Here is a 26,837-nt window from a genome sequence, read left to right as displayed (position 1 = left end):
AAGGATTCACTATGAATAAACAGCCTTTATTAACCGTTGGCATGGCTGCAACCATGCTAGCCCAGTTTTTTTCAGCCTTTGCTGATAATGCTATTTTCTTTGCAATATTAGCTTTTATTAAACAACTCAATTATCCAGAGTGGAGCCAATCGGCATTACAAATCGGTTTTGTCATCCCTTTCATCCTTCTTTCGCCATTTGTTGGTCAATTTGCTGACAGTATGTCTAAAGGCAGAGCGATGATGATCTCAAATGGTATTAAATTATTAGGTGCTGCTGTTATTTGCCTAAATATCAATCCATTTTTAGGTTATTTTCTAGTTGGTGTGGGAGCAGCCGGTTATTCACCAGCTAAATATGGTATTTTAGGTGAGCTCACCTCAGGCGATAATTTAGTGAAAGCAAATGGTTTAATTGAAGCATCAACAATTGCAGCTATTTTACTAGGCTCACTTGCTGGAGGCCATATTGCTGACTTAAACATCACATTGGCATTACTTACTTGTGTAATAATGTATGGCCTAGCTGTTATAGCAAATATTTTTATTCCTAAACTTCCTGTCGCTCGAAAAGATATTGAGTGGAAGTTTATGAGTATGATAAAGGATTTTGCTAAAACCTTTAAAATTATTTTTAATAATAAACAAGCACTTTATACTTTACTCGGCACTAGCCTATTTTGGGGAGCGGGTATTACCTTGCGCTTTTTATTAATTAGCTGGGTGCCAATTGTGTTAGGTATTACTGACAACTCAACCCCAACAAATCTAAATGCCGTTGTGGCAATAGGTATTGTTGTTGGTGCTGGCCTTGCTAGTGCTATGGTTTCAATATCCAATACATTACGGTGTATTCCAGCAGGAATATTAATGGGGTTTGCCGTCATTGCATTTACCTTGCAAAGCAATATGACGAGTTCTTATATTCTATTAGTGATTATTGGTGCTTTAGGTGGTTATTTTTTAGTCCCACTAAATGCATTAATTCAAAAAATGGGGAAAGAGCTTATTGGTGCTGGTAGTGTAATTTCAATACAAAACTTAAGCGAATATAGTGCAATGATGATTATGCTCAGTGCTTATACGTTAGCTATTGCTTGTGGATTATCTGTTATTACTATCGGTGTAGGTTTTGGTATGCTATTTGCCATTCTTATCGGGTTTGTATGGTTAGGTTTAAAATCACATGTCAAACATTAATTTATCAGCAATGATCACCGAAAATCGCAATAGTGCGAGCGAGAACATCGACTGCGCATCCACCCTTGAAATACTTCAAATTATCAATAATGAAGATAAAAAAGTGGCAATCGCAGTCGAAAAACAATTAGCTAATATAGCCAATGCGGTAGATGCAATTAGCGATGCTTTCTTAAATCATGGCCGTTTAATTTACCTTGGTGCCGGCACTTCTGGGCGATTAGGTATTTTAGATGCGAGCGAGTGCCCACCTACTTACGGAACGCCTCCAGAACAAGTCGTTGGGTTGATTGCAGGCGGGCACCCTGCCATATTTAAAGCGGTTGAAAATGCAGAAGATTCACCAGAGCTAGCAGTTAATGATCTAAAAAATATCAATTTTAGCAAAAAAGATATTTTAGTAGGTATCGCAGCAAGTGGACGCACACCTTATGTTATCGGCGGTATGCAATATGCTCAATCACTGGGTTCAACAGTAATTAGCTTATGTTGCAACCCCAATGCACCTATGATTAACTTAGCTAATATTGCCATTACCCCAATTGTTGGCGCAGAAGTAGTTAGCGGTTCATCAAGAATGAAAGCCGGTACAGCACAAAAATTAGTACTTAATATGTTAACCACAGCCAGCATGATTAAAATGGGTAAGGTTTACGGTAATTTAATGGTTGATGTTGAGGCCACTAATGCTAAACTCGTAGAACGCCAAATATCAATTGTCATGCAAGCAACCGATTGTAACCGGGAGACGGCTATTTCAACACTAAGTCAATGTAACAAAAATTGTAAAACAGCTATTTTAATGATTCTTGCAAGGTTAACAGCTCTGCAAGCAAAAACAGCGTTACAACAAAATAATGGTTTTATCCGTAAAGCATTAGAACAAAGCAACAAATAATCTTTCTTAGCATTACACAAATATTACTGTTCTGATAAAGAAAGATTATTCTAAAATTTAGCAATATATTTTATCAAACCTTGATGAAGATCGAATTTATAAATCATATTGTTAACTAAAATAAGTAAATAGATTTATTTTATTAACTTTATATTAGCAATAATATAAAAAACTGGGAGGTACGTTATGGTTGGAATAATCTTGGCAACTCATGGTGAGTTTGCTGAAGGTATTTTACAATCAGGGACGATGATATTTGGAGAGCAAGAAGACGTTAAAGCCGTTACTTTGCATCCAAGTGATAGTCCTGAAAGCTTAAAGGAACGGATGCTGGCAGCAATTGCTACTTTCGATGATCAAAATGAAGTGCTTTTTTTAGTCGATTTATGGGGTGGAACACCATTTAACCAAGCCAATACACTCTGTGGTGAACATCCAAATTGGGCTATCGTTGCAGGTTTAAATCTTCCAATGTTGATTGAGGCATACTCATCACGTTTATCGATGGAGACCGCCAAAGAAGTGGCTGCCGCCATTATTGAATCAGCCCAAGATGGTATTAGAACAACGGTTGAAGTGGCAGCTAAAACAACGCCAAACAATCAACAAACAAGCACTATCCCTGAAGGTACTGTTTTAGGCGATGGTAAATTGAAAATTGTATTAGCGCGTGTTGATTCACGCTTGTTACATGGACAAGTGGCAACCTCTTGGACTAAAGCGACTAACCCTAATCGTATTATTGTGGTTTCAGACTCAGTTGCCAAAGATGAATTAAGGAAAAAACTGATTGAAGAAGCCGCACCTCCTGGTGTTAAAGCCAATGTTGTGCCAATTAAAAAAATTATTGAAGTTGCGCATGATCCCCGTTTTGGTAACACAAAAGCCTTATTACTTTTCGAAAACCCTGAAGATGTACTTCGCGCTATAGATGGCGGTGTTGATATTCAAACATTAAATGTTGGTTCAATGGCGCATTCTGTCGGCAAGGTAATGGTCAACAAAGTGCTGTCAATGAGCGCTGAAGATGTTGATACATTCGAGAAATTAAAAGCGAAAAATGTGAAATTCGACATTCGCAAAGTACCTAATGATTCTGAGGATAATATGGATGAATTATTAAAGAAAGCGAAACAAGAATTAGCTGAACAAAAGAATTAGTTTAATTAAGGGGTTATTATTATGACTTTATCAATTATTGCTATCATTTTAGTGATAGTTATTGCGTTCTTAGCTGGAATGGAAGGTATTTTAGACCAATTCCAATTCCATCAACCACTAGTTGCTTGTTCACTAATTGGTTTAGTAACAGGAAATCTAGAAGCTGGCGTAATGTTAGGTGGTTCATTACAGATGATAGCATTAGGCTGGGCAAATATTGGCGCAGCGGTTGCACCTGATGCCGCGCTTGCTGCTGTTGCTTCATCTATTATTTTAGTTCTTGGTGGACAAGGTGAAGCTGGTGTATCGACAGCTATCGCTATTGCCATCCCACTAGCAGTTGCTGGCTTATTTTTAACGATGATTGTGCGAACTATTGCCGTCCCATTAGTGCATTTAATGGATGCTGCAGCAGAGCAAGGTAATATCCGTAGAATCGAATGGTTACAAATATTAGGGGTTTGTTTACAAGGTTTACGTATTGCAATACCAGCAGCAGCGCTGTTATTTATTCCTGCTGAAGTGGTAAAAGACGCATTAAATTCAATGCCTAAATGGCTATCAGAAGGTATGGCTATTGGTGGAGGCATGGTAGTGGCTGTTGGTTATGCGATGGTAATTAATATGATGGCAAATCGTGAAGTTTGGCCATTTTTCATTATCGGTTTTGTTGTTGCCGCGATATCACAATTAACCTTGATTGCAATTGGTGCTCTAGGTATTGCTCTAGCACTAATTTATCTAAATCTTTCTGAACGTGGCAATTCATCAAATGGTGGTAGTAAAGGCGATCCACTTGATGATATTTTAAATGATTACTAAGAACTTGGAGAAGAACATGACAGATCGAATTCATTTATCGAAAAAAGACCGTTTATCGGTAGCTTGGCGTTCAACTTTCCTTCAAGGTTCTTGGAACTACGAACGTATGCAAAATGGTGGCTTGGTTTATTCAATGATTCCTGCTATCAAAAAATTATATACCACAAAAGAAGATCGTTCGGCTGCACTTAAACGCCATTTAGAATTTTTCAATACACATCCTTATTTAGCATCGCCTGTACTTGGTGTGACTTTAGCCCTAGAAGAAGAACGTGCTAATGGTGCGCCTGTTGATGATGTCACTATTCAAGGGGTAAAAGTGGGAATGATGGGACCTTTAGCTGGGGTTGGTGATCCAGTATTCTGGTTTACCGTTCGTCCTATGCTTGGTGCACTAGGCGCCTCACTTGCCTTGAGTGGTAATATTTTAGGGCCAATTCTATTCTTTCTGCTTTGGAACATAATTCGCATGAGCTTTATGTGGTTTACCCAAGAATTTGGTTACCGTACTGGTTCTAAAATTACCGATAACTTAGGTGGAGGTTTACTCCAAAAAATCACTAAAGGTGCATCTATCTTGGGGATGTTTGTTCTGGCAGCTTTAGTACAAAGGTGGGTATCAATAAAATTCCAACCAGTCGTATCCACAGTAAAATTAGATAATGGTGCATTTATTGATTGGAATTCCCTACCTGCTGGTGCCGAAGGTATACAAAAAGCATTGATACAAATGCAAGATGGGCTCGCACTTAGTCAAGACAAAGTAACGACTTTACAAAATAACTTAGATCAGCTAATTCCTGGACTTGTACCATTACTATTAACGTTCTTCTGTATGTGGTTACTTCGTAAAAAAGTATCACCTATTATAATTATTCTTGCACTATTCTTAGTCGGTGTTACTGGTCATGTTATTGGTCTTTTATAAAGCCAACAATGTTGACTAAAAAAGTTGAGGAGCGCACTTTTTAAACAAAATTGCTGTTTTGCCTCAAACAAAAATCACCCTTTTCTTTATAAATAATGAGAAAAGGGTGCCTTAGCAACTCAGATTAAAATAATGGATATAAGTAGCTAAATGGTTCAATCATTAAATACCAAAGTAGATTTAACAGTAAAAGCGACTGCTTTTTCAGGTTTTTCAGAATATGGCCAGATTATGATTGGTGATAAGGCGTTCGAATTCTATCATCAACGCGATCCTCGGAAATATATTCAAATTCCTTGGGAAGAGGTCGATTATGTTATCGCATCGGTATTTTTTAAAGGTAAGTGGATATCTCGTTACTCCATACAAACAAAAAAAGACGGTACGTTCGCTTTTGCGTCCAAAGAGCCGAAAAAAGTATTAAAAGCAATACGTGTCTATGTTGATAGCAAAAAAATGGTCAAAGCGTTAGGATTTTTTGACGTGTTAAAACGAGCTTTGTTCCGGAAAAAGTCTTAAAGATCAACCATCACTTTTAAAATATATCATTATATAGCAAGCAAGCTCACCATTATCAATGAAGCTAATTATTTATAATATAACTAGTTAAAAAGATGAATTTATGTTCATTTATAACTAAGCTTGTCGATAACTGATGCTACCTAACTTTTTCACACACAATCAGCCATTGCACTTTTTGCTAGAAAGAGTATAATTTTGGGGCTTTGATTTTGTCCGTGTTGGGCAAAAGAAAGATTATTTTTTAATTTAAGAGGATGTTATGGTAACTATTCGTTTAGCTCGTGGTGGCTCTAAAAAGCGCCCTTTTTATCAAGTAGTTGTCACTGATAGCCGTAACCCACGTGATGGTCGTTTTATTGAGCGCGTTGGCTTTTTTAATCCAATTGCACAAGGTAAAGCAGAAGAATTACGTTTAGATCTTGATCGCGTAAATTATTGGGTTGGTTTAGGTGCTACTATTTCTGATCGTGTTAATACATTGATCAAACAAGCACAAAAAGCTGCTTAATTAAGTAATAGTGTAAAGATGAATACTGAGAATCTAATCGTTGTTGGTAAACTTGGTTCAAGCTACGGCATTCGTGGATGGCTCAGGATTTTTTCGTTTACAGAATTTCCAGATAGTATTTTTGATTACAAACCTTGGTATATCCAGCGTGCTGGAAAATGGCAGGAAGTAATCGTTGAGAGCTTTAAACCTCATAATCAAGATATGATTGTCAAACTCAAAGGCGTTGATGATCGAGATCAAGCCAATGCGTTAACTAATGCTGAAGTATTCATTGATGCAGAAGAATTGCCTGAGCTTAATCAAGGCGATTTCTATTGGAAGGATTTGATTGGCTGTAGAGTGAAAACAATTAACGGTTATGATTTAGGTCAAGTAACTGATTTAATGGAAACCGGTTCTAATGATGTGTTGGTTGTTAAAGCAAATCTAAAAGATGCATTTGGAGCAACAGAACGTTTAATTCCTTTTGTTGAAGAACAATTTATTAAACAAGTTGATTTAACAACAAAAATGATTGTGGTCGATTGGGATCCCGCATTTTAATCGGTAAGGTAAGAATATGTGGATTGGCGTAATTAGCCTTTTTCCCGAAATGTTCCAAGCTATTACCTGTTATGGTGTAACTGGTCGAGCAGTAAAAAACGGACTGTTAACAGTAGAATATTGGAACCCGCGCGATTTTGCGCATGATAAGCATAAGACTGTCGATGATAGGCCTTATGGTGGTGGTCCCGGCATGTTAATGATGGTACAACCACTTAGAGATGCGATTCATGCTGCGAAAGCAGTAGCAGGTGAAAATACAAAAGTAATCTATCTTTCCCCACAAGGGCGCAAATTAAACCAACAAGGTGTTTGCGAGTTGTCACAATATCAAAAATTGATTTTGATTTGTGGTCGATATGAAGGTATAGATGAACGCGTTATCCAAACCGAAATTGATGAAGAATGGTCAATTGGGGATTACGTGTTAAGTGGCGGTGAATTACCGGCGATGACAATGATTGATGCATTAGCAAGGTTTATTCCAGGCGTATTGAATCATGAATCATCAGCAGAAGAAGACTCTTTTGCAAACGGTTTACTTGATTGTCCACACTATACCAGACCTGAGGTGTTAGATGGAATGGCGGTGCCTGATGTGTTAATGTCTGGTCACCATGAAGCGATTCGTCGCTGGCGATTGAAACAATCACTAGGACGAACTTGGTTGAGAAGAGAAGATCTTCTTGAAAATCTAGCTCTGACTGATGAAGAGCAACGTTTACTCACTGAATTCCAATGTGAATATCGTGATAAACCGAGCCATTAATATTTCAGTATAACTAGTAAGAGACAAAATTATGAAAAATGCAATTATTCAGCAATTAGAACAAGAACAAATGAAAAAAGACATCCCGTCTTTTCGTCCGGGTGATACGGTAGAAGTTAAAGTATGGGTTGTTGAAGGTAACAAAAAACGTCTTCAAGCATATGAAGGTGTGGTTATTGCAATTCGCAATCGTGGTTTACATTCTGCATTTACAGTACGTAAAATTTCGAATGGCGAAGGTGTTGAACGAGTATTCCAAACTCACTCACCAACTGTTGATTCAATTACTGTGAAGCGTCGTGGTCAAGTACGTCAAGCTAAACTTTACTACTTACGCGAACTTCGTGGTAAAGCGGCTCGTATTAAAGAGCGCCTTAACTAATTCAAATTGGTTAATATTTAATAAACTATTAAAATTATATCCAATTAAATATGGTCACCTTTATGGTGACCGTTTTTATGTGTATAGTTGATTCCCGCCAACAATTGTTGACAGATTTCAAGCAATTTCTAAAGCTATAAAGGGTAATACTATGGATAACTATCTTGTTGAAATTCTCGCCACCACAACCAAGTTATTCGCTTTAATGACACCACCAGCAGTGCTAAGTGCATTCTTAAGTGGTACTAAACAATATGATGAACAACAACGCCGAAAGACTGCACTTAAAACATCGTGTGCCGTTTTTATTATTGGTATTGTGTTATTCTTTTTTGGTAATGCCATGTTTAGTGTGTTTGGTTTTACACTCGATGCTTTTAGAATTGGGTCGGGAGCATTGCTATTTATTACCGCTGTTTCATTGATGAATGATTCACCTGAAAAAAATAAAATTCATACTGATGATGATGATATTAGTGTGGTTCCTCTTGCAATACCTTTATGTATGGGACCAGCCTCCATTGGTACGATTATTGTTATGGGGACAAGTTCGGTAGGTATGCAAAACCTGATTGGCGCCCTTTCGCTATTGATTGCCTCAAGCGGTATTTATGCCATGTTACTATGCGCAAAAAGCATTGCTAACGTTTTAAAAAATACTGGTATTGCAATTTTGTCAAAGCTTACTGGGTTATTAATATCAGCTATTGCCGCTCAAGTTGTATTTACTGGCGTCTCTGCATTTTTAAAATAAGTTTTATAATTCAGATAATTAAAATTTCAATTCTAACAGTAAGTAATCACCTACAATTGATAGTTAAGGTGATTACATAAACTGATAATAAAGTTAATCGGATTTACGTTTTTTGAAAAAGTAATATGAAGCTAAAATTACGAAAATTAAGATTATCTCAGATAATAAAATAAAATGCCCTGATTCACCAAACCATACCCCAACAATAATAATAATGTTAACAGTAATAGAAATCATCGCTAACCAAGGAAATAGCGGAGATTTAAATTTGATCATATCTTTAGAGTATTTGCCTTCATTCACTCCCTTACGAAATTGATATTGGCACCAAGCAATAATAATCCAAGCAAAACAACCAACTTGTCCAGTACTCGCTACCAGATAGAGGTATAATTTTTCAGCAGCAATATATTTAGAAAACAGCGAAACTAACGCAATAATTGCGATAAATAATATTCCTTTAGTTGGCACGCCTCGTTTATTGACTTCTGAAAAGTATTTTGGTGCTAAATCATCTTGAGCCATCGACCATAGCATTCTCGAGCTGGCATAAACAGCCGAATTAGCGGCCGATATTGCAGCACAAAAGATAACAAATAGCATCACATATGAAGCAAAGGTAATCCCGGCTTTATTGAATACCCAAACAAATGGGCTAATTTCATTATGGGTTGCTCCATAAGGGTAAACTAGTGCTAACACCGCAATCGCTAACACATAAAACAAGATAATACGAAAAGCCACACCAGTGATAATTTTTGGCAATACGCTTTGAGGTGATTGCGCTTCACCAGCTGCACTACCAATTAATTCGACGCCCTGAAATGAATAAGTAACAATTGTCATACAAACAAAAATTGATAAAAATCCACTAGGAAACCAACCTTGTTCGGTTTTAAGTGTTGGTAATACATGTGTTTGATTATATTGATGATAGAGTAAATAAATACCAACAGCTATAAATGCAATAATGGCCAATACTTTTATCGTTGAAAACCAGTATTCACTTTCGCCAAAAGCTCTAACAGACGTTAAATGGACACAAGTAATAACGGTTAAAATAATTAGACTAAGAATATAGATGGGAATAGAGGAAAAAACTTGGTGAGCGATCATCGAAGCTGCAGTTAAATCAGCAGCCATAGACAGTACCCAGCTTAACCAATATAACCAGCCAATGGTATAACTCCAAATAGGATGTGGAATAAACATTAGTGCATAATGCTGAAAAGAACCCGCATGTGGGAATGCACAAGAAAGTTCACCTAAGCAAAGCATGGTCGACAGCATAATACTACCCGCAAGTAGATATGCGATAATCGTACCTAACGGTCCAACCGTGCTAAGTGGTGCTGCAATACCAATAAATAATCCAGTTCCTATTGAGCCACCTAACGAAATCATCAATAAATGACGATTTTTTAAGTTTTTCTTTAAGGTACTGGGATAAGGACTTTCTTGAGATTCTGATGTTGCCATGTAAACCGCCTAGTAATCAATAATAGCTGCTGGTTGCCCAGCAGCTGATAGATATTAATAAACAAACCGTTTTTCTACACCATTGGTTTGGCAAGCCATAAGTAGGGCTGTATAATCAAGCTCAAACCCAATCATATCGCCAACACGTAATGTTTCAGAAACATCTTCAATATCAACAATAGTATGATCGCTGGTTTGACCTAAGACCGTAATGTTGTCATTAATCGGTATACAGCTTTCTGCTGGCACATCTTGACGGCCAAAAGCGAGAAGCGCGCGTTTACGAGTACCATGATCAACAAAAGTTTTGCTGTTCAAAAAGGCATCAACACCTAATTCTCCAACAGGAACGGTTGGTTTACTATTAAGCTCGATGATTTGTGCATACAATTTATACATGTCACTACAAGCTTTTTCTACAGGTTTGTTTGAGTGATGAAACTCATCAAGATATTTCATATCCACATACTCAATACCAAACTCATGTAAACCACCAATTCGAATGTGATTAAGCCCTTCTGGCCAGATCCCTTTATCAAGCAGATGGTAACTTGTACAATTACCAGCTGATAGATACTTGATCTTGATATTACAAGCTTCTTCTACTTTACGCGCTATGTGTAAAAAATCCACACCATTTTTAACAGTTGGTAGAACAGTACCATAGCAGTTGAAGTTGGTCCCAAGCCCATAAAGCTCAACACCTGGTAAAGATAAGATTAGTTTGACTGTTTCGATGATATCATCGACATGTTCAAACCAAATACCTTCACGTAAATCGCCCATATCAACCATTAAAAATACTTGATGGACTTTTTGTTGTTTTACCGCTTCATCAGAAAGTGCTTGAATAACTTGTTTTTCACTGTTTAAGCTAATATCTGCGTATTTCACTACTTCACTGATCTCACTTAAACAAGGACTACGTAATAAACAAGTTTTACAATTTAAAGCATCTTTAAGTTTCTTCAAATTGTAGGTTCTTGATTCAGCAATCACATCAATACCACCATCAAGCACCGCTTTGGCGGTTTCAACACAGCCATCAAAGACTTTATTTACCGCCATCACTTCAATGCCGTGTTTAGCAAGAAGCTCTTTTTCAACACGGGCATTGTCTTTTAATTTACCTAAATCAATTTCCAATATAGGTTTGTACATAAATTTACTCCTCTATATCTTATTGCAAGCGGTTACGTCTTTGTGCGCGATGGTATATCCATTCAGCTAACACAATTGCAAGCACTGCACCACCAACAATTTTAGCGATGTACTCAACATATCCACCCATATCAATTTGTGCTGGTGGAATAAAGACTAAGATCACCGCAAATAGCGTAGATAAGAAACCTAAACCAGGTAAAATAATTGGTAAAACTTTACCAGGAATCTTGAAGCTACGTGGTACATCTGGTTGAGTAATACGTAAGCGATAGTACGCAATAAACATCACTAAATAAGGAATAAAGTAACAAATGGTTGTTAATGCAGTTAACATCCAATATGCAGCAGCAATACTTGGTGATACGAATGTTGAGAAACAAAGTACCGTTACAATTATTGCTTGGATAACTAAAGCAAATGCTGGTGTTTGATATACAGGATGTAATCGACCAATACGTTCACCAAGTAAGTTATCTTCTTTTGATGCTTCTTGTAACATATAGATAGGACCAACTAACCATGAGTTAATTTGACCTAATGCACCAAAGAACAAACAAATTGCCATTACTGGTAATAACCAAGGCATGTGTAGCTCTTTAGCAGCAGCTTCCATCGCTTGCATTACACCGGCAACAATATCAGTATCAGCAGCAGGTAATAAGGTATTAATTGCCCAAGTACCAATCATATAGATACCAACGATAACAACTGCAGATACCGCCATCGCTTTAGGGAAGTCACGTTGTGGATCACGAGTACGACCAGCGATCATTGGTGCAACTTCTAGCCCAGCAAAAGCAAACATCATGCTTGATAAAAATACAATAGTATCCCAGCTACTTAAATCCGGAATCCAATCACTAACATGGCTATAATCAGTTGCCATTGGATGACCAGTCATTAACCATACAATAGCTAATAACACGATAATAGCAGCAGGAATAAATACACCTAACCATGCACTAACACTGTTAATGATTTTAGTCCATTTCATGCCTTTGATATTCATTAACGTTAAGATCCAGAATACTGCCATGGAGCCAACACCAATAAATACCTGATTCTGAGCAAGTTCAGGGTTAAACATATAACCAATTGCAGTAAAACCAAACTGCAACATTAATGGGAAGAAAAGCACACATGAAAACAAAAAGCAAACAACCACTATCCAACCGACACGTTTACCAAATGCTTCTTTTACCCATACAAAGATCCCACCATCTTTTGGCCAGCCTGTTGAAAGCTCACCACAAACCATGGCTAATGGAAAAAACAAACAAAATGCAGCAAGTAGCCAAAGCACCATTGCTGACGCTCCGTAAGGAGCAACATTAGGAATTTGACGTAAACTCAATATTGCAATGACATTCATAAACACAATGTCTTTAATACCAAGTAAACTTGAATCTTTAGAATCACTCATAATAACCTCACATAATAACAACTGGGGCAGTTATTGCCCCAGCCAGTTCATGATTAATACACGTCGTATCCAACCATATCCTCGTAAGTGTCTTCACGGCGAATCAATCGATCTTTGCCTTCTTTATCAATCATAACAACAGCAGTACGTGGGCGGTTGTTATAAACTGTTTGGCTTTCGATGGTATAAGCACCGGCATCAAGGAAAGCAATGATATCGCCAATTTGTGTGTCTTTAGGTAATAAGAATTCTTCACCTTTAACACCCACATGGAAATAGTCACCACCGTCACATAATGGACCCGCTAATTTAATGTACTCATCATGTTGCTCAGTGATTCTTGATGCATCATAAACATAGAAGAACCAATCAAAGTGTTGACTGTCAGATAATACGCTGTAACCCGCATCAACAAATTTCCATTCAACATGTTCTTCGATGTTACCGTCTAAATCGTAGTTAGTTTTACGTTTTTCACAAGCAACTTCAGTTAATAGCACACCAGCTGAACCGGTTACTTTACGACCTGGTTCGATACAAATTTCAACGTCAGTACGCCATTTATGTACTTCACTGATTACCGCATCGGCGAAATCTTGTGCAGTAATACCAGCATACATATTGTCTTCTAATGGATTACCATTTTCTTCGTCATATTTATATGGAACAGGAATACCACCACCAACGTTGATTAAATCAAATTTAATGCCAAGAACTTCTTCTAAACGGCGTGATTCATCAACTAATACTTTAGTCGCTTTTGCAAAAGGTTCTGCTTCTGGTACTTGATCCCCTACGTGCATATGTAAACCACGTAAATGAACATAAGGCATTTCAAGAATACGACGGCAAGTCTCTTCAGCTTGTTCTAAGTCGATACCAGATTTAGCGTGATAAGCGGTTACTAATTCTGCGTGAGTTGCTGACGGTACATTTGGTTCAACACGCACACAAACATTTGCAACTTTTTTCAAACGTCGTGAAATCTCATCAATAATATCAAGCTCATATAGGCTATCTACGTTGATGATGTAAAGATCGTTTTGGATAGCAAATTCTAAATCAACTGGTTTTTTAACCACACCGTTGAAAACAATTTGGCTACCAGGGAAACCGATTTCTAAACATTTACGAACTTCAAACATTGAGTTAGCTTCTGCATAGATACCCGCATCTTTAATCGCTTTAAGCACACCCATTACTGAACATGTTTTTGACGCATAGAAAATCTTAGTATTTGGATGAGCTTTAAACGAATCTTTGATCTCCTGAATATTACGGTCAATTTCTTTTTCAGAAAATACGTAAAAAGGTGTTGGATATTTCTTTGCTAATTCTTCCAAATTCACACCATCAAAACAAAGTTTACCGCCTTGAGCACTGAAACGACGATCTTTAGTTATAAGATCTGTGCGTATTTTGTTATAATTTGACATAATTGTGTCGGACATATGACCTCCAGTTAATTAGTACATAAAAAAGGTAAGTAAAAAGATTACTCACTTACAATGCAATCAACGTGCCAACTTAAAAAAACACAAACAATCAATTGTTTAACAGAATAATTACAAATTTAATATTAGTCATTTAGTAAAAAATATGTTTTTATGACAAAAATTTGTCACTTTTTTTAGTAATAATTGAAAGATATTTAAATTAACGCTCGCTATACTTAGTAAGAATCCAACTTTCAAAAGGTTTTAGTATCATGATAATTGATCCTGAATTATTACAAGCATTGGAAATATTTAAACATTTTTTTGATCTAATACATCAGCCTATGGCTATTATTGACAAAGAAGGTAAATATATTTACTACAATCAGGAAAGTGCAGAACTTGATGGCTACCCAATGGAACAAGCCATAGGTAAACCAATGCTTAAAGTTTACCCTAATTTGAAAAAAGAAGATAGTACTATGCTACAAGCTTTACAGGGTAAAGAATATCAAGATACCTATCAAACCTATTATAATCATGTGGGCAAATTAGTTGATTATCAACATACAACGGTTCCTCTTTATAATCACAAAAAAGAAATTATTGGCGCGGTTGAAATTGGTCGTAATTTATCTAATGTTAGACAACTGCAAGATCAGGTATTCAGTCTTAATAGAAAATTATATCAAAATAAAGAACAGCCATTACCAGAAATCGTTTTTGCTTCAAAAAAAATGCAGCAGGTGATCGACCAAACTAATATTTTAGGTAGTAATGATGTGCCAGTATTGATTGTTGGCGAAACCGGCACAGGGAAAGAGCTATTTGCTAGATTAATTCACCAAACTAGCCAACGCCGAGATAAAGCGTTTATTTCACTTAACTGTAGTGCTTTACCTACAACATTGATTGAAAGTACTTTATTCGGGACTGTCAAAGGAGCGTTTACTGGAGCTGAAAATCGCCAAGGTTATCTTGAACTTGCTAATGGTGGTACGTTATTTCTTGATGAACTTAACGCGATGCCACTTGAAATGCAAAGCAAACTGTTACGATTCTTACAAGAAAAAACCTATTGGCCACTAGGTGGGAATAAAGAGCAACATGCTGATGTTCGAATTGTTGCAGCTATGAATGAATCACCGGCTGATTTATTAAAAACAGGCAAAATGCGTAGTGATCTATTTTATCGATTAAATGTCGGATTAATTAAACTGCCAGCACTACGCGAAAGACAAGAAGATATTCCTGTATTGGCAAGATACTTTATTGATAAACATAAAACTGATGTAAGTGTTGTGATTACTGGTATTAGTGAACATGCATTACAGCAACTTATGTCAGCGCCTTGGCCGGGTAATGTGCGAATGCTAGAAAACGCTATTGTCCGTAGTATGGTTTTACAAAATGAGCCAGGAGAATTGCAGCAGATTATTCTGGATGAAGAATTATTTGACCTTCATAGCCCTTATCCACAAGATGAAGCCAAGCTTGAAAAACCGACTACCAGCGAAATAACTGGTAATCTTACCGAACAAGTCGAAAATTATGAAAAGCAACTTATTATTGATGCATTAAATCAGGCCAATGGGAAAATTATTACTGCAGCAAAACTACTCGATGTTTCGAGAACCACCTTACAATATAAAGTTAAGAAATATGATATACATATGGGGGTAATTGATAATTAATCAAAGGCTTGCGCGCAAGCAAATGCACTGCTCCAAGCCCATTGGAAATTATAACCACCTAGCCAACCAGCTACATCAACAACTTCACCAATAAAATAGAGATTGAGGTGATTTTTCGCCTCCATCGTCTTTGACGATAAAGCATCACAGCTCACACCACCCAAAGTTACCTCAGCTGTACGATAGCCTTCCGTTCCATTCGGTGTAACCATCCACCTAGTTAATGTTTGGTAAAGCACTTGCTGCTGAGTAGGCGTTAATTGCTTAACGGTTAAATCGGCTATCAAATTTAATTGCATCAAAGCTTCAATTAACCGCTTCGGTAATATTTGCGCCAAACAATTTTTAATGCTTTGATTGCGATTATTTTCTAACAAGAGTTGAAAATCACCTTCAAAGCTTACATCTGGCAACAAATTAATGGTAATGGCTTCACCTGCTTGCCAATAACTAGAGATTTGTAAAATCGCTGGTCCAGATAATCCTCGATGAGTAAACAGTAAATTCTCTTTAAAAGATATTCGTTCATTAGATACTTCAACCGGCACGGCAATGCCCGACAAAGTGGATAATACTTCTAGCAAAGGTTTATGTAAGGTAAATGGCACCAACCCTGCTTTTACGGGCACAACGGGAATCGAAAATTTTTCGGCAATTTTATATCCGATAGCGGTCATACCTAGTGCTGGCATAGATTGCCCACCAGTTGCTACAATTAATTTATCAGTATGAACAAAACCTTGTGAAATCGATAATTTAAATCCTTGCTGCTCAGCCTCAACATCTTCAAGCTGAGTGTTTAACATGAATTTAACTTGCCCCTTTTGGCACTCTTGGGCAAGCATATCAACAATATCTTGCGCTGAATTATCACAAAATAACTGTCCATGATCTTTTTCATGATAGGCAATATTGTATTGATTAACTAGTTGAATAAAATCCCATTGAGTAAAGCGCTTTAATGCAGACTTACAAAAATGACGATTTTCTGAAATATAATGGGTTGATTCTACGTTAAGGTTGGTAAAATTACATTTACCACCACCAGACATTAAAATTTTGCGTCCTAATTTTTTACCATTATCAATAACAGTTACATCATAACCTTTTTGTCCTAATAATCCGGCACAAAAAAGCCCAGCAGCACCCGCACCAATAATTGTAATTTTATTTTGCATATAAGACCTATTACCCATAATAAAGATTATCTATTATATAAGAGTAGCGATTCTAACTCACTCATTCTTGAAAAAATGTGTAAAAATCGCCAATTTTGATGCTCAAAAACCCCGTTCCTCAACTTTTTTTAATCAAATATTAATTATTATTATGAGAAAAAAACCAATTTCTGAAACTTTTGTCTCTATTAAATTTTAATTATAGTATAAACAAATAGTTAATATGAGATATTAGCTTCATTAATAAATATAGACTGAGTTATTAAAAGATTGACTTATAAGTAATATTTATTTGACCAAAAACCTATTTTTAATTACCTTCACACCTATTATGGGATTAATGCCTATATCTTCTCAAAAAATAATAACGATGAATTAGAGGCAATGATATGTTATATAACCAGCATCATGAGAAAGATAACTGCGGATTTGGTTTAATCGCTCATATAGAAGGGCAACCAAGTCACAAAGTGGTGCGTACTGCAATCCACGGACTTGCTCGAATGCAACACCGTGGTGCCATTTTATCCGATGGTAAAACGGGCGATGGCTGCGGGCTTTTAATACAAAAACCAGATCGATTTTTTAGAGTTGTCGCAGAAGATGCCGGATGGCGTTTGGCAACAAACTATGCTGTAGGCATGCTATTTTTAAGCCAAGATGAAGCCGAAGCCCAAGCAAGCCGTGATATTGTAGAAGAAGAGCTAGCCGAAGAAACTCTATCTATTTTAGGTTGGCGTGAAGTACCAATTGATAAAAGCGTTCTGGGTGAAATTGCCCTGTCATCACTGCCAAGAATCGAACAAGTTTTTGTTAATGCCCCTGCTGGATGGACAAAAATTGATTTAGAGCGTCGTTTATATATGGTACGACGCCGCATAGAAAAACGTGTGCAAGATGATACGTTTTACGTATGTAGTTTTTCAAATCAGGTCAATATCTATAAAGGCTTATGTATGCCTAAAGATTTACCTAGATTCTATTTAGATTTGGCTGATATTCGTATGGAAACAGCAATTTGTTTATTCCATCAGCGTTTTTCAACCAATACCGTACCGCGTTGGCCACTTGCTCAACCATTTAGACATTTAGCCCACAATGGTGAAATTAATACTATCGAGGGTAATCGGCAATGGGCTAAAGCGCGATCTTACAAATTCAAAACGCCACTTATACCCGATTTACAAGATGCCGCGCCGTTTGTTAATGTTACAGGCTCGGATTCAAGCTCGCTAGATAATATGCTTGAATTATTCTTAGTAGGCGGTATGGATATTGTTCGTGCTATGCGTTTACTTGTGCCTCCTGCATGGCAAAACAATCCGGATATGAATGAAGATCTCCGTGCTTTTTTTGATTTCAACTCTATGCATATGGAACCGTGGGACGGCCCTGCAGGTATCGTTATGTCCGATGGACGTTATGCCGCTTGTAACTTAGATCGTAATGGCCTTCGCCCTGCACGTTATGTGATTACCACTGACAAACTAATTACTTGTGCATCCGAAATTGGTATTTGGGATTATCAACCAGATGAAGTAGTGACCAAAGGACGTGTTGGCCCCGGTGAATTACTAGTGATTGATACTGAAGAAGGTCGCATTTTACAATCGTCAGAAACGGATAACGATTTACAAAAACGCCATCCGTACAAAGAATGGATGGCTAAGAATGTAAAACGGCTGATTCCATTTGAAGATCTTCCTGATGATGATATCGGCTCTCGTGATTATGACGATACTTTACTAGCTACTTACCAAAAGCAATTTGGTTATAGCAGTGAAGAACTTGACCAGTGTATTCGAGTTTTAGGTGAAAATGGTCAAGAAGCAACAGGCTCTATGGGCGATGATACGCCATTTGCGGTATTATCAAGTCGTCCTCGCTTAATTTATGATTACTTCCGACAAAAATTTGCTCAGGTAACTAACCCACCTATCGACCCATTACGTGAAGCACACGTGATGTCACTATCAACGAGTATTGGTCGTGAAATGAATGTGTTTGCTGAAGCTGAAGGGCAAGCTCATCGAGTTGCTTTTAAATACCCGGTATTAGTTCATTCGGATTTTAAACAATTAACGACCTTAGAATCACGCTACTACAAATCTGAAACGCTTGACATCACTTATGAAATTGATGGTAGCTTACGTGATGCAATTGAACAATTATGTGGTGATGCCGAAGCAAAAGTACGTGAAGGAACTGTACTACTAATCCTATCTGATAAAAATATAGCGCCAGATCGCTTACCTATTCCAGCCCCAATGGCTGTTGGCGCAGTGCAACAACGTCTAGTTGAAAAAAATCTACGCTGTGATGCCAATATCATTGTTGAAACCGCAAGCTGCCGAGATCCGCATCAGTTTGCAGTCTTGCTAGGGTTTGGCGCAACTGCAATCTATCCATACTTAGCTTATGAAACTTTAGCGCAAATGGTCGATAATGGTACGATGAATAAATCTTACCGTGAAGCGATTATTAATTACCGTAATGGTATTAATAAAGGCTTATATAAGATTATGTCCAAAATGGGAATTTCAACAGTCGCCTCTTACCGTTGCTCTAAACTATTTGAAGCAGTTGGTCTCCATGAAGAAGTGGTTGAGCTATGCTTCCAAGGTGTAACTAGCCGTATCAGTGGTGCCAATTTTGAGGACTTTGCTCAAGATCAGTTTAATTTATCTAAAAAAGCATGGTTACGACGTAAACCATTAGAACAAGGTGGATTACTCAAATTTGTTTATGGTGGTGAATACCACGCTTATAATCCAGATGTGGTGCAATCACTACAAAAAGCAGTTAATGAAGGTAATTATGAAGATTATCAACGTTATGCGGATATTGTAAATAATCGACCACCAGCAACTCTACGAGATTTATTAAAACTAAATCCTCCTGAAAACGCGGCTATTTCGCTTGATGAAGTTGAACCAGAATCATCATTGTTTAAACGCTTTGACTCCGCTGCCATGTCAATTGGTGCCTTAAGCCCAGAGGCGCATGAATCATTAGCTGAAGCAATGAATACATTAGGTGGTTTTTCTAATTCTGGTGAGGGTGGAGAAGATCCCGCTCGTTACAACACGATAAAAGTATCACGTATCAAACAAGTGGCTTCTGGTCGATTTGGTGTTACACCAGGCTACTTAATGAGTGCCGATGTTATTCAAATTAAAGTAGCCCAAGGCGCAAAACCAGGTGAGGGAGGACAATTACCTGGTGATAAAGTCACCCCTTATATTGCAAAATTACGTTTTTCTGTGCCGGGAGTGACATTAATTTCACCTCCACCACACCACGATATTTATTCAATTGAAGATTTAGCTCAATTGATTTTTGACTTGAAACAGATTAATCCAACAGCAATGATTTCGGTTAAATTAGTCTCTGAGCCGGGAGTAGGCACTATCGCAACAGGGGTTGCTAAAGCATATGCAGATTTAATCACCATTTCAGGTTATGACGGTGGTACTGGTGCCAGCCCATTAACATCAGTTAAATATGCGGGTTCCCCTTGGGAGCTTGGCTTGGTTGAAACCCAGCAATCATTAGTTGCTAATGGGTTACGTCATAAAATTCGTTTGCAAGTTGATGGTGGATTAAAAACGGGGGCAGATATTGTAAAAGCTGCAATTTTAGGCGCTGAAAGTTTTGGTTTTGGTACTGGGCCAATGGTTGCATTGGGTTGTAAATACCTCCGTATTTGTCACCTAAATAACTGTGCAACCGGCGTAGCCACTCAAGACGAAAAATTACGTAGCGAACATTATCATGGATTGCCAGAAAAAGCGATGAACTACTTCCGTTTTCTTGCGCGTAATACTCGAGAAGTTATGGCTGAACTTGGTGTTAGACAAATTGTTGATTTAATCGGTCGTACTGATCTGCTTATTGAACTAGATGGTATTACTGCAAAACAGCAAAAACTGGATTTATCAAGTTTACTTAAAACAGCATCCCCTATTGAAGGCAAACCAGTTCATTGTATTGAAGATAACAAACCATTCGATAAAGGTGTGCTTAATAAAGAGATCATAACTCAAGCACAAGATGCGGTTGATAATCGTCAAACTAAAAGTTTCTACTTTGACATTCAAAATACAGATCGCTCTGTTGGTACCACTTTATCCGGTTATATTGCTAAAAAATATGGCGATCAAGGCTTGGTTACCTCCCCTATTTCGTTGAACTTCAATGGTACTGCTGGTCAAAGTTTTGGCGTTTGGAATGCTGGTGGTGTGGATTTAACCCTTACAGGGGATGCTAATGACTATGTTGGTAAAGGCATGGCTGGTGGTCGCATTGTCATTCGTCCACCACAAGGTTCTGCATTTTTGAGCCATGAAGCAACCATTGCTGGTAATACCTGTTTATATGGCGCAACTGGCGGTAAATTATTTGCTGCTGGTCGAGCGGGTGAGCGTTTTGCTGTGCGTAACTCTGGAGCCATAAGTGTGGTTGAAGGCATTGGTGATAATGGTTGTGAATATATGACGGGCGGAATTGTCTGTGTTTTAGGAAAAACTGGCGTAAACTTCGGTGCTGGTATGACTGGTGGTTTTGCTTATATTTTAGATACCGATGGTGATTTGCATAAGCGTATTAATAAAGAGTTGGTGGAAATGTTAAATGTGGCTGACTACTCGATTCATGAAGAACATTTACGTGGTTTAATCATGGAACACGCACAGCTTACTCACTCATCTTGGGCAGAAGAGATATTAGCTAATTGGGAAGATTTTGCGAAACAATTTGTTTTACTTAAACCAAAATCTAGTGATGTTAAAGCGTTATTAGGTCACCGTAGTCGCTCTTCAGCAGAGCTACGTGTGCAAGCACAGTAAGGAGAAAACACGATATGAGTCAAAATGTTTATCAGTTTATCGATTTACAACGTGTTGATCCGCCTAAAAAATCGCTAAACGTCCGTAAAATTGAGTTTGTTGAAATTTATGAAGGCTTTTCAGCCTCGCAATCTCAAGCACAAGCAGATCGTTGTCTGGCTTGTGGTAATCCTTATTGTGAATGGCGCTGTCCAGTACATAACTATATCCCAAATTGGTTAAAATTAATTAATGAAGGGAAGATTTTAGAGGCTGTTGAGCTATCGCACCAAACCAATAGTCTACCAGAGGTGTGTGGACGAGTTTGTCCGCAAGATCGTCTTTGTGAAGGTTCCTGTACTTTAAATGCTGAATTTGGAGCCGTAACTATTGGCAGTATTGAACGTTATATTACTGATGAAGCCTTTAAAATGGGGTGGAAACCAAATCTATCTAACGTTGAAAAAACTGGACTAAGAGTCGCAATTATTGGTGCAGGCCCTGCTGGGTTAGCTTGCGCTGATGTCCTAGTTCGTAATGGTGTTACACCAGTTGTTTTTGATCGTCATCCGGAAATTGGGGGCCTATTAACTTTTGGTATTCCTGCTTTCAAATTAGATAAAGAAGTCTTAATTCACCGCAGACATGTCTTTACCGAAATGGGAATTGAGTTTCGCCTTAATACTGAAGTGGGTAAAACTGTACAATTAGCCGATATCATCAATGAATTTGATGCAGTTTTTGTTGGTACTGGTACTTATCAATCAATGCGTGCAGGCCTAGAAAATGAAGATGCCAATGGTGTTTATGATGCCCTACCATTTTTAATTGCTAATACCAAACATATTATGCAATACCAACAAACTGATGATGCGCCTTATGTCGATATGAAAAATAAACGCGTCGTGGTATTAGGTGGTGGTGATACAGCAATGGATTGCGTTCGAACGTCTATACGTCAAGGTGCAACTGAAGTGACTTGCGCCTATCGCCGTGATGAAGCTAATATGCCAGGTTCTAAACGCGAGGTTAAAAATGCTAAAGAAGAAGGCGCACAATTCCAATTCAATGTACAACCTCTGAGCATCGAAATCAATGATGCCGGTCATGTTACTGGTGTAAAAATGGTAAGAACGGAGCTTGGCGAACCTGATGCGAAAGGTCGTCGTTCTCCGGTGATAATTCAAGGATCGGAATTTGTACTTCCGGCAGATGCAGTTGTAATGGCATTTGGCTTTAAACCTCATTCTATGCCGTGGTTAGCCGAACATGGTGTTGATTTTGATGATAGAGGGCGCATAATCGCACCACAAAGCAAAGGTTACCAAACCAGCCATCCAAAAATCTTTGCTGGTGGTGATGCGGTAAGAGGATCGGATTTAGTGGTGACTGCCATTAGCGAAGGTCGCAAAGGGGCAGAAGGGATTTTAGATTACTTAGAAGTATAAAGTGATTAACTAAGTAAACCTTATTTCCATTCCCTACTGAGTGGGAGTAAGGCTTATTACTTAATATTTATTGATCTGCCTAAACCATAATGTTTATTGATTACAACCTAAATATCGTCATTTATCGGGTTGAAATCGCCAATGCATATTCACTTTGATAATTGGCATTAATGACTATTAGCTGATACCATGAAATTTTATCAGCTAATAACCTTTAATTATTGTATTATTTGGTTATAAATAGACAATCTGAGAACCATTTTCAGGATTTTTAGTCGCCTCAGCAAACCCTTCTAAGAAAAAGGCTAGATGATCAGCTTCATCCCCTAAAAGGCGCCCTTTGACTTTATTCCAAGTTAATAACACGATAGCTGCTTGTGGTTCACAACAAATTAACATCGGTTGTTCAAGTTCTTCATTCCAATAAAACTCACCGCCGTATAATTTTTGGGCTGTCAGTAATAAGTAACAACCATACTCTTGAGCAATCATATTAAGCTGTTCTTCAGGGATACTAAAATTTTTCTCAGCTAATTCACCAATAATAATTTCAACAACAGAAATACTTTTTTCGGAATAATCGAGCTGGTTAATACTCCACGTTGGGCTATGTAAAATGGCATTTTGTGCCCATGCTTCGATTTCTTGATATAATTCATTTTTTTGTTCAGTCATTTTGATTTACTTCGCTAGATAATTGTTCAGATTGTTTGACAATTTGCCATGCATCTTCCATTTCTTCAAGTGTTGCATCAATTAAATTGTGATTTTTTTGTTTAAGTAATAATTCTACCTGCTTAAAACGCCTTATAAACTTGTTATTGGCATTTTGTAAACATAACTCAGATTTAACTTTTAAATGTCTGGCTAAGTTAACGGTGGCAAAAAATAAGTCGCCAAGCTCTTCTTCAATTTTGGATTGATCTTGTGCGGTTTTATTCAATTCCTCTTCCACTTCGCTAAGCTCTTCTTTAACTTTATCAATAACAGGTTTTAACTCTACCCAATCAAATCCAACTGATGCACAGCGTTTTTGTATTTTTTCAGCTTTCATTAATGCTGGAATGGCGATGGGAATATCATCTAATAGTGAATATTGTGCTCGTTTATCACGTTCTTGTTGCTTAAGTTGTTCCCAATTTGGCTTAACAGTAGTATCATTTGAAAAGACATGGGGATGACGACTAATCAGCTTATCAGCAACAGAGAGGCAGATATCATCAAAATTAAATAAACCTTGTTCATTTGCTAAGTCAGCATAAAAAACAATCTGAAACAGTAGATCACCTAGTTCATTTTTAAGTTCAGCCATATCTTTTTTTTCTATGGCATCTAAGACTTCATAAGTTTCTTCTAGAGTATATGATTTTAATGATTCAAAAGTTTGCTTACTGTCCCATTCGCAACCTTTAATTGGATTACGTAATTGTTTAGTAATAGCTTGTAAACGTTCTAATTGGTTCACGATATTTCTCACAAAGTAGTAATTGTTAAATAACATTGTATCAAAACAAAATAGTAATGTTTTAATAACTAAATAATAAGCATCCAAAATTTAATAAAAATATTTCCATTTAAAAACAATGGATAAAAATTTAAAAACAATAAAATCACACGGATTTACACTCAAAATACACAATTAAGTATATAATACATTTAATTTCAACTTAAAAAACACTAAAAACATGAATAAACTAAGAGAACTTACATTTAGAGGTATTATTCTTGGTGCACTGATAACAATGATTTTTACTGCATCAAATGTTTATCTGGGCTTAAAGGTCGGTTTAACTTTTTCTTCTGCAATTCCTGCAGCTGTAATTTCTATGGCGATTTTGCGGTTTTTCCCTAATTCAACCATTTTAGAAAATAATATGGTTCAAACGCAAGCTTCTGCTGCAGGGACATTATCTTCAATCATTTTTGTTATTCCGGGCTTATTAATGATGGGATACTGGCATGATTTCCCATTTTGGTTAACCTTTGCTGTATGTTTGGCTGGTGGTATGTTAGGTGTGTTATTTTCTATACCGCTTCGACATGTCATGGTAGTAAAAAGCGATTTACCTTACCCTGAGGGTGTTGCTGCTGCCGAAATATTAAAGGCTGGGTCAAAGGCAGAAGGAAATGACGCTAATGGTGGATTAAAAGATATTTTATTCGGTGGCGTAATTGCTTCTTTAGTCAGTTTATTTACTAATGGATTTAAACTACTATCTGGAAATACAGCTTATTGGTTCACAGCAGGCAAGGCAATATTTCAAATACCCTTAGGGTTTTCTTTAGCATTATTAAGTGCAGGCTATCTAATTGGTATTATTTCAGGTATTGCAATACTACTTGGGACAATTATTGCTTGGGTATTTGGCATACCGATTTTAACAGTTATCAACGGTTATGATTCAAGTTTACCTTTATCTCAAGTTTCCATGCAAATTTGGGACAACGATATCCGTTTTATTGGTGCAGGAACGATTGCTATTTCAGCTGTTTGGACTTTGCTTTCTTTAATAAAACCAGTTATTGAAGGAGTGAAAATTTCTTTTAAAACTCTACGTTCAGATGTGTCAATAAAAGACACAACAGAACGCGATCTATCCCCTAAATGGATTTTTTCTATTATGGGGATGATGTTAGTCATTTTAGTCGTGACTTTTTATTCATTTATAGCTGATAGTGGCTTATCTACAGGCATAGCTTGGTCATTAGTTGCATGTGCGGTATTGTTTTCTTTTATTATGGGTTTTTTAGTTGCTGCAGCTTGTGGATATATGGCTGGTTTAGTCGGATCATCAGCAAGTCCTATGTCTGGTATTGCAATACTTGCAGTTATTGCTGTTTCACTTATTTTATTAGGACTAGGTGAAATTAATGGCATGTTATCAACGATTGAAGGATCGAATTTTGCAACAGCATTAGCATTATTTACGACAAGTACTGTTTTAGCAATAGCATGTATATCAAATGATAATTTGCAAGATTTAAAAACAGGTTATCTAGTCAATGCAACGCCATGGAAGCAACAAGTTGCTTTATTAATTGGTTGCTTTGTGGGTGCTTTAGTTATAGCTCCTATTCTAGAAACCTTATATCACGCTTACGGCTTTACAGGCGCTGTTCCTCGCAGTGATATGGATCTTTCTCAAGTTTTAGCCGCTCCTCAAGCATCTTTAATGACAACTATTGCACAAGGTATTTTTTCGCATAAACTTGATTGGACAATGATTTTTATTGGCCTAGTATTAGGGGGAATAATTATCATCACTGATTTAATTTTTGCTAAAAATAACTCAAAATTTAGATTACCAGCTCTTGCTGTCGGATTAGGCATTTATTTACCACCAAGTGTCACTACACCGATTTTTGTTGGCACATTACTATCTTGGATTATTAAACGTTATACTTATGCTAACGCAAAGAAAAATAATGTTGATCCAGAAATACAATTTAAAAAAGTGGATAGCAAAGCAGCATTAATTGCATCTGGCTTAATAGTTGGTGAAAGTTTAATTGGCGTTATATTAGCGGTAGTAATTGTGATAAGTATTACTAATGGAGGAAGTGATGCCCCATTGGCAATATTTAAAAACTTAGGTGATTTACCACAATACCTAGGATTATTGGTATTTATCCTTATCTGTTGGCTTTTTATTCGCAGAGCTTTGTCGGCAATAAAAAGTAAAATTTAAGTGATATTAAT

At 37.2% G+C, this 26,837-nt stretch carries 21 protein-coding genes and 2 pseudogenes; 16 read left to right on the top strand and 7 right to left on the bottom strand.

What is annotated here, in order from left to right:
* Positions 1-11 precede the first annotated feature (11 nt).
* The 12 genes and pseudogenes from lplT to GYM76_RS01275 all read left to right on the top strand — a co-directional run bounded on the left by lplT (position 12) and on the right by GYM76_RS01275 (position 8,489).
* Positions 12-1,199, top strand: coding sequence for a lysophospholipid transporter LplT (gene lplT, locus GYM76_RS01325; RefSeq protein WP_220225625.1), 1,188 nt, complete (start codon positions 12-14; stop codon positions 1,197-1,199).
* Positions 1,186-2,097 (top strand): N-acetylmuramic acid 6-phosphate etherase, encoded by a 912-nt coding sequence (gene murQ / locus GYM76_RS01320; protein ID WP_220225624.1) that lies wholly within the window; start codon positions 1,186-1,188, stop codon positions 2,095-2,097. Before lplT ends, murQ begins: the two co-directional genes overlap by 14 nt.
* Positions 2,098-2,283: 186 nt before the next feature.
* Positions 2,284-2,656, top strand: a pseudogene (locus GYM76_RS11055) (PTS sugar transporter subunit IIA); the annotation flags it as partial.
* Positions 2,657-2,715: 59 nt separating this feature from the next.
* Positions 2,716-3,258 (top strand): annotated as a pseudogene (locus GYM76_RS11050) (PTS system mannose/fructose/N-acetylgalactosamine-transporter subunit IIB); the annotation flags it as partial.
* Positions 3,259-3,279: 21 nt separating this feature from the next.
* On the top strand, positions 3,280-4,080 hold the full coding sequence (locus GYM76_RS01310; protein WP_065563721.1) for a PTS mannose/fructose/sorbose transporter subunit IIC: 801 nt from the start codon (positions 3,280-3,282) through the stop codon (positions 4,078-4,080).
* Between the two features lie 16 nt (positions 4,081-4,096).
* Entirely contained in the window at positions 4,097-5,008 is a 912-nt protein-coding gene (locus GYM76_RS01305) for a PTS system mannose/fructose/sorbose family transporter subunit IID (protein WP_065563722.1), read from the top strand.
* Positions 5,009-5,158: 150 nt separating this feature from the next.
* Positions 5,159-5,527 carry a DUF956 family protein gene (locus GYM76_RS01300; protein ID WP_065563723.1) on the top strand — a complete coding sequence of 123 codons (369 nt, stop codon included), beginning with the start codon at positions 5,159-5,161 and terminating at the stop codon, positions 5,525-5,527.
* Positions 5,528-5,789: 262 nt separating this feature from the next.
* Entirely contained in the window at positions 5,790-6,038 is a 249-nt protein-coding gene (gene rpsP, locus GYM76_RS01295; protein WP_065563724.1) for a 30S ribosomal protein S16, read from the top strand.
* An 18-nt stretch (positions 6,039-6,056) separates the two neighbouring features.
* Positions 6,057-6,584, top strand: coding sequence for a ribosome maturation factor RimM (rimM, locus tag GYM76_RS01290; RefSeq protein ID WP_220225622.1), 528 nt, complete (start codon positions 6,057-6,059; stop codon positions 6,582-6,584).
* A 16-nt stretch (positions 6,585-6,600) separates the two neighbouring features.
* A complete protein-coding gene (trmD, locus tag GYM76_RS01285; RefSeq protein WP_065563726.1) occupies positions 6,601-7,353 on the top strand; it encodes a tRNA (guanosine(37)-N1)-methyltransferase TrmD in 753 nt (250 codons plus the stop codon).
* Between the two features lie 31 nt (positions 7,354-7,384).
* Positions 7,385-7,735: a 50S ribosomal protein L19 gene (rplS, locus tag GYM76_RS01280; RefSeq protein WP_065563727.1), complete on the top strand. Its 351-nt coding sequence runs from the start codon at positions 7,385-7,387 to the stop codon at positions 7,733-7,735.
* Between the two features lie 151 nt (positions 7,736-7,886).
* Positions 7,887-8,489, top strand: coding sequence for a MarC family protein (locus GYM76_RS01275; protein ID WP_065735090.1), 603 nt, complete (start codon positions 7,887-7,889; stop codon positions 8,487-8,489).
* Between the two features lie 93 nt (positions 8,490-8,582).
* On the opposite strand, the gene GYM76_RS01270 is transcribed toward GYM76_RS01275, so the two are convergent.
* The 4 genes from GYM76_RS01270 to lysA are packed head-to-tail and all read right to left on the bottom strand — an operon-like array spanning position 8,583 to position 14,006.
* On the bottom strand, positions 8,583-9,968 hold the full coding sequence (locus tag GYM76_RS01270) for an amino acid permease (protein ID WP_220225621.1): 1,386 nt from the start codon (positions 9,966-9,968) through the stop codon (positions 8,583-8,585).
* Between the two features lie 54 nt (positions 9,969-10,022).
* Positions 10,023-11,129, bottom strand: a complete 1,107-nt coding sequence (locus GYM76_RS01265) for an alanine/ornithine racemase family PLP-dependent enzyme (RefSeq protein ID WP_220225620.1) — start codon at positions 11,127-11,129, stop codon at positions 10,023-10,025.
* 19 nt (positions 11,130-11,148) lie between these two features.
* The gene (locus tag GYM76_RS01260) at positions 11,149-12,555 is read right to left on the bottom strand and encodes an APC family permease (protein ID WP_220225619.1); all 1,407 of its coding nucleotides are present in this window, start codon (positions 12,553-12,555) and stop codon (positions 11,149-11,151) included.
* Between the two features lie 53 nt (positions 12,556-12,608).
* Positions 12,609-14,006 carry a diaminopimelate decarboxylase gene (lysA, locus tag GYM76_RS01255; RefSeq protein WP_065563732.1) on the bottom strand — a complete coding sequence of 466 codons (1,398 nt, stop codon included), beginning with the start codon at positions 14,004-14,006 and terminating at the stop codon, positions 12,609-12,611.
* Positions 14,007-14,260: 254 nt separating this feature from the next.
* Between lysA and GYM76_RS01250 the strand changes: the two genes are divergently transcribed.
* Positions 14,261-15,685, top strand: a complete 1,425-nt coding sequence (locus tag GYM76_RS01250; RefSeq protein ID WP_370632595.1) for a sigma-54 interaction domain-containing protein — start codon at positions 14,261-14,263, stop codon at positions 15,683-15,685.
* Here GYM76_RS01250 and GYM76_RS01245 read toward each other — a convergent pair.
* Complete coding sequence (locus tag GYM76_RS01245) at positions 15,682-16,863, bottom strand: NAD(P)/FAD-dependent oxidoreductase (protein ID WP_220225617.1); 1,182 nt, start codon at positions 16,861-16,863, stop codon at positions 15,682-15,684. The two genes, GYM76_RS01250 and GYM76_RS01245, sit on opposite strands and share 4 nt — an antisense overlap.
* A gap of 389 nt (positions 16,864-17,252) precedes the next feature.
* Between GYM76_RS01245 and gltB the strand changes: the two genes are divergently transcribed.
* Together gltB and GYM76_RS01235 are read left to right on the top strand one after the other, a co-directional pair.
* Complete coding sequence (gene gltB, locus GYM76_RS01240; RefSeq protein ID WP_220225616.1) at positions 17,253-21,710, top strand: glutamate synthase large subunit; 4,458 nt, start codon at positions 17,253-17,255, stop codon at positions 21,708-21,710.
* 14 nt (positions 21,711-21,724) lie between these two features.
* The gene (locus GYM76_RS01235; protein WP_220225615.1) at positions 21,725-23,137 is read left to right on the top strand and encodes an FAD-dependent oxidoreductase; all 1,413 of its coding nucleotides are present in this window, start codon (positions 21,725-21,727) and stop codon (positions 23,135-23,137) included.
* A gap of 234 nt (positions 23,138-23,371) precedes the next feature.
* On the opposite strand, the gene GYM76_RS01230 is transcribed toward GYM76_RS01235, so the two are convergent.
* Both GYM76_RS01230 and mazG read right to left on the bottom strand, forming a co-directional pair.
* Positions 23,372-23,812, bottom strand: coding sequence for a hypothetical protein (locus GYM76_RS01230; RefSeq protein WP_220225614.1), 441 nt, complete (start codon positions 23,810-23,812; stop codon positions 23,372-23,374).
* Positions 23,805-24,602, bottom strand: a complete 798-nt coding sequence (mazG, locus tag GYM76_RS01225) for a nucleoside triphosphate pyrophosphohydrolase (protein ID WP_218060063.1) — start codon at positions 24,600-24,602, stop codon at positions 23,805-23,807. The genes GYM76_RS01230 and mazG overlap by 8 nt, the downstream gene beginning before the upstream one ends.
* A 220-nt stretch (positions 24,603-24,822) precedes the next feature.
* Between mazG and GYM76_RS01220 the strand changes: the two genes are divergently transcribed.
* Positions 24,823-26,826: an OPT family oligopeptide transporter gene (locus tag GYM76_RS01220; protein WP_220225613.1), complete on the top strand. Its 2,004-nt coding sequence runs from the start codon at positions 24,823-24,825 to the stop codon at positions 26,824-26,826.
* The last annotated feature ends 11 nt before the right edge of the window (positions 26,827-26,837 follow it).

The sequence above is a fragment of the Gilliamella sp. ESL0443 genome (genome assembly GCF_019469165.1).
Taxonomy (GTDB): domain Bacteria; phylum Pseudomonadota; class Gammaproteobacteria; order Enterobacterales; family Orbaceae; genus Gilliamella; species Gilliamella apicola_E.
The sequence above is the reverse complement of the archived record's forward strand: the minus strand, read 5'-3'. Positions and strand labels throughout refer to the sequence as shown.

Bases quoted from the DNA above. Each gene is read 5' to 3' on its own strand.
- lplT (WP_220225625.1), top strand. From the start codon at position 12: ATGAATAAACAGCCTTTATTAACCGTTGGCATGGCTGCAACCATGCTA.
- murQ (WP_220225624.1), top strand. From the start codon at position 1,186: ATGTCAAACATTAATTTATCAGCAATGATCACCGAAAATCGCAATAGT.
- GYM76_RS01310 (WP_065563721.1), top strand. From the start codon at position 3,280: ATGACTTTATCAATTATTGCTATCATTTTAGTGATAGTTATTGCGTTC.
- GYM76_RS01305 (WP_065563722.1), top strand. From the start codon at position 4,097: ATGACAGATCGAATTCATTTATCGAAAAAAGACCGTTTATCGGTAGCT.
- GYM76_RS01300 (WP_065563723.1), top strand. From the start codon at position 5,159: ATGGTTCAATCATTAAATACCAAAGTAGATTTAACAGTAAAAGCGACT.
- rpsP (WP_065563724.1), top strand. From the start codon at position 5,790: ATGGTAACTATTCGTTTAGCTCGTGGTGGCTCTAAAAAGCGCCCTTTT.
- rimM (WP_220225622.1), top strand. From the start codon at position 6,057: ATGAATACTGAGAATCTAATCGTTGTTGGTAAACTTGGTTCAAGCTAC.
- trmD (WP_065563726.1), top strand. From the start codon at position 6,601: ATGTGGATTGGCGTAATTAGCCTTTTTCCCGAAATGTTCCAAGCTATT.
- rplS (WP_065563727.1), top strand. From the start codon at position 7,385: ATGAAAAATGCAATTATTCAGCAATTAGAACAAGAACAAATGAAAAAA.
- GYM76_RS01275 (WP_065735090.1), top strand. From the start codon at position 7,887: ATGGATAACTATCTTGTTGAAATTCTCGCCACCACAACCAAGTTATTC.
- GYM76_RS01270 (WP_220225621.1), bottom strand. From the start codon at position 9,968: ATGGCAACATCAGAATCTCAAGAAAGTCCTTATCCCAGTACCTTAAAG.
- GYM76_RS01265 (WP_220225620.1), bottom strand. From the start codon at position 11,129: ATGTACAAACCTATATTGGAAATTGATTTAGGTAAATTAAAAGACAAT.
- GYM76_RS01260 (WP_220225619.1), bottom strand. From the start codon at position 12,555: ATGAGTGATTCTAAAGATTCAAGTTTACTTGGTATTAAAGACATTGTG.
- lysA (WP_065563732.1), bottom strand. From the start codon at position 14,006: ATGTCCGACACAATTATGTCAAATTATAACAAAATACGCACAGATCTT.
- GYM76_RS01245 (WP_220225617.1), bottom strand. From the start codon at position 16,863: ATGCAAAATAAAATTACAATTATTGGTGCGGGTGCTGCTGGGCTTTTT.
- gltB (WP_220225616.1), top strand. From the start codon at position 17,253: ATGTTATATAACCAGCATCATGAGAAAGATAACTGCGGATTTGGTTTA.
- GYM76_RS01235 (WP_220225615.1), top strand. From the start codon at position 21,725: ATGAGTCAAAATGTTTATCAGTTTATCGATTTACAACGTGTTGATCCG.
- GYM76_RS01230 (WP_220225614.1), bottom strand. From the start codon at position 23,812: ATGACTGAACAAAAAAATGAATTATATCAAGAAATCGAAGCATGGGCA.
- GYM76_RS01220 (WP_220225613.1), top strand. From the start codon at position 24,823: ATGAATAAACTAAGAGAACTTACATTTAGAGGTATTATTCTTGGTGCA.